The sequence below is a fragment of the Paraburkholderia bengalensis genome, assembly GCF_037126505.1.
Taxonomy (GTDB): Bacteria; Pseudomonadota; Gammaproteobacteria; order Burkholderiales; family Burkholderiaceae; genus Paraburkholderia; species Paraburkholderia bengalensis.
In genome coordinates this window covers 1-3,310 of the sequence record NZ_JACFYJ010000207.1, presented here as the reverse complement: position 1 = coordinate 3,310, position 3,310 = coordinate 1, and the positions used below count along the sequence as shown (strand labels likewise).

Below are 3,310 nucleotides of genomic sequence, written 5' to 3'. Positions count from 1 at the left end.
CGTGCCGGGCGGCGCCGCGGCGCCAACGGAAGGCGCGGAAGGCGCCGCGGGCGCGCTCGTCTGATCAGGCGTAATCGGGTTCGACGAAGCCTGTTCGCCGCCCGCCTGCGATGCAGCGGCTTCGGACGCAGTGCCCGCTTGTTGCGCCGCATTCTCCTGATCGAAGTTCTGCGTCGCGCGATGGAAGTACAGCGCGCCGCCCGCCGCGCACGCGAGCGCGAGCCCCACCACGCCCGATTTCACCAGCAGGCCCGTGCGATCGACGCCCTTGCCATTTGACTTCGCCGCCGACGGCCGTTCCTGCGCGCCGAATTCTTCGACGAAACGCGCCACCGTCGGCGTGCGCGCCTTGCGGTCGAACGCCAGCGCCGAGCGCAGCGCGCGCCACTGGCGATTGCCGAGATTGTCGGGCCGTTGCGGCTGCCGCTCGGACGCGCGAGCCTGCGTCGCCGACAGACGGTCGAACGGATGGCGGCCCGTCAATAACTCATACGTGATGCAGCCGAGCGCGTAGATGTCGTCGCGGGGATCGGGCTCGAGATGCTCGAGCATTTCCGGGCTCGCGTAAGCGGGCGTCAACGCGCCGAGGCTGCCGGGATCGAACACGGTCGCGTCGCTATCTTCTTCGGGCCGCTGAAACACGCGCGCAATGCCGAAGTCGATCACCTTGACTTCGCCCGTGTCCGTGAGAAATACGTTGGCGGGCTTGAAATCGCAATGCACGAAGCCGCGTTCGTGCGCGTATGCGAGCGCGCTCGACATGCCGCGCACGATCGGCAGCGCGGACTGCACAGGCATGCCCTTGAAATCGGGCGTGCGCAGAATCTGGCTGAGCGGCTTGCCGGACAGATACTCCATCGTCAGATAGACGATCGGGCCGTCGCGGTCAAAATCGTAGACAGTGACGATGTTGCGGTGCGCGAGCACCTGCGCCTTGCGCGCTTCGCGCTGCAAAGCGATCAGCGACTTCGGGTTGCCGCGAAACTGCGTATTGAGCACCTTGATGGCGAGATACGGCTTGCGATCCGATGCTTCGAGCTTGCGCAGGTCGAGCGCCTTGTATACGGTGCCCATGCCGCCTACGCCCAGACATTCTTCGAGCACGAACCGATTGTTCAAGGTATCGCCCGTGCCTTTTACCTGATCGAGGCCCGGCATGACCGACGACATATCGGCGCCGCGCGTGGGCGGCGACACGAGATGCTCAGGCACCGTTTGCATGCGCGTTTCCTCGCCGCCCGCCGCGGCAAGGTTGGACACGGGCATCTGCTGAATGCGGCGACGCACTAACGCGTACAGATCAGGAGGCAACGGCGTCCTGGTGTGCGCCTCACCGAGTATTTCGAGCAGACGAGCCGAACCGACGCCTTCCGTTGTGAGCGTGCTGTCGAGTTGAGCGACGAACGCGTCCTGCGTGATCGCGCCGCTCTGAAAGTCCCGAATCACGTGCGCAAGGCTAGCCATGTGTTCAAAGCGCTGCAGATCCCGAAGGTCGAGGAGTTTCCCTGTCGTAACCAATTACATGTGCTCGTTCGATAGTAGCCCGCACCTATGTCTTTCGCAAACCAGAATTGCCCCCGTGACACGCGAGCCAGAGGTGTCGCGAAGTACCCAACAGCATCCGGCGTTTAGTTGGCCGCTCGCCGTCAGCTTCGGGGTGCGTGTCCGGATGACAGGTGCCCTGCTGTATGACCTCAACCCGCGCGAGAGCTTGTGCGCAGGGCATTCGCGATCCTTTGCCGCGCGCCACGCCGATTGGCACACGCTATGCAGGAGCAAGATCCGGGCTGACACGACGCTGGAACCCGAACGACACATTGCCGGATTGTTCGCCTCGCTCCTGCGAAATCGGTCCAGAGCGGGCCGATGGTCAAAAAAACCGGTTCAAGTCGACAAGAGCAAGACGGTCAATGGCCGGCCGCTTGTAAATAAGGCCCTGGTATCACCGATACGAACGTCGACAGAATATGATCGACGGCGACATCTGTGGCGCAACGGCGCCGGTCCGAATTACCGGCGTCTTCTGCACAGCGTCCGTTCTGCTCGCCAGCGCACACCGCAGCGAGCCTGAATTACCTATACTGGTTGTTCGAGCCATCTGCGTTGCCGTCGTCGATCGATGCGTGCATCCGATGCGACGGCATCCCGCAACCTCTCTTCTGGAACAGCCATGTCCAAGCTCGTCGTCAAGGATCTCCCCGAAAGCGTCCAACTCGATCGCGCGGCAATGACCGCGATCGTCGGCGGCGCGCGAACGGGCGGGCGCTTCTTCGGTGTCAGCGCGCAAGCGTTGCCGACGGCGACGCGCGTCGTCGACTATCCCGCCGGATTTCCGACCGCCGCGCGCCAACCCGTCGACGAGCGCATACCGCCGCAAAGCCTGCTGCGCAAATAGCGACTGCATTCGCGTCATCATCTTCGTTCGAAATGTGGCCGCCGGTGTTCTGCAAGCGGCGCGTTTCGCGCGTGGCTCGTCATGAGGCGATTCTTGATCACCTGGACGCTTACATAAATAGCGACTAGTACCGCACGCGGACTGTCGTTGCGCATCGTCATGCCAATCCCGGACAACAGACGCGATGAGCCTGCGCGTTCACGTCGTTCAGGTACTTGCTCTGACGTGTCGTGTGAGCGTTTGCTCGTCTACATCAACGCCTTCGAACGCGGCCAGGTCTCTGGCTCGCCATCGATTGCACCCTCAACATAGCGCCACGCGCATCCTCTTCACGACGCGCGCAAATCTATCTGCGCATTCGCACAACAGGATCATCGTTAAGCGTTTTTTTGGGGCGTCGCTTTGGGCAATCGTGTCTTGCGTAGCCCTGTTCGCGGGGCCAATGGAATAACGCACTGCATGCTGTTCGGCTGATACCGACAGCTTCGCGATCATCTGTTTGCCTGGACCATACCGCCTCCCCTCTCCGCTCGCGGCGCAAGTACTTTTTCAAGCCAGGTTGTGCGGCTCCTTTCCTTTTAGTTTCAAGTGGTTATCGTTGTCGACGCGTGTAGTGGACTCGATTGGCACAGCCTGTGCGTATGTAGCAGCGAGCGCAAACAAATCGTGCTCTTCCAACCCGAAGCAACTGATCCAAGGAGATTCACCATGACCTCGCTGACCATCAAAGACCTCTCGCACAACGAAGAACTGTCCGTCGAATCGCTCGCGTCCGTGCGTGGCGGCAGCAACTACAACGTCGGCAACACGAACGCCGCATTCGGTGGCGGCTTCGCCAGCCCGGCTGTCGTCGTGGCGCCTGTCACGCAGACCGACACGAAGGTCGTGATCCCGACGATCCAGAACTTCGGCGGC

Annotated in this window: 3 protein-coding genes; 2 read left to right on the top strand and 1 reads right to left on the bottom strand. The window is 62.1% G+C overall.

The genetic code is table 11. The features are described from left to right. The coding region (locus H3V53_RS42540; protein ID WP_336602948.1) for a serine/threonine-protein kinase at positions 1-1,464 on the bottom strand (1,464 nt) is incomplete at its 3' end. 706 nt (positions 1,465-2,170) lie between these two features. Between H3V53_RS42540 and H3V53_RS42535 the strand changes: the two genes are divergently transcribed. Together H3V53_RS42535 and H3V53_RS42530 are read left to right on the top strand one after the other, a co-directional pair. Beyond that, on the top strand, positions 2,171-2,395 hold the full coding sequence (locus H3V53_RS42535) for a hypothetical protein (RefSeq protein ID WP_054927151.1): 225 nt from the start codon (positions 2,171-2,173) through the stop codon (positions 2,393-2,395). A gap of 708 nt (positions 2,396-3,103) precedes the next feature. Beyond that, positions 3,104-3,310 (top strand): hypothetical protein (locus H3V53_RS42530; RefSeq protein WP_336602947.1); only part of this gene is annotated, 207 nt, incomplete at its 3' end.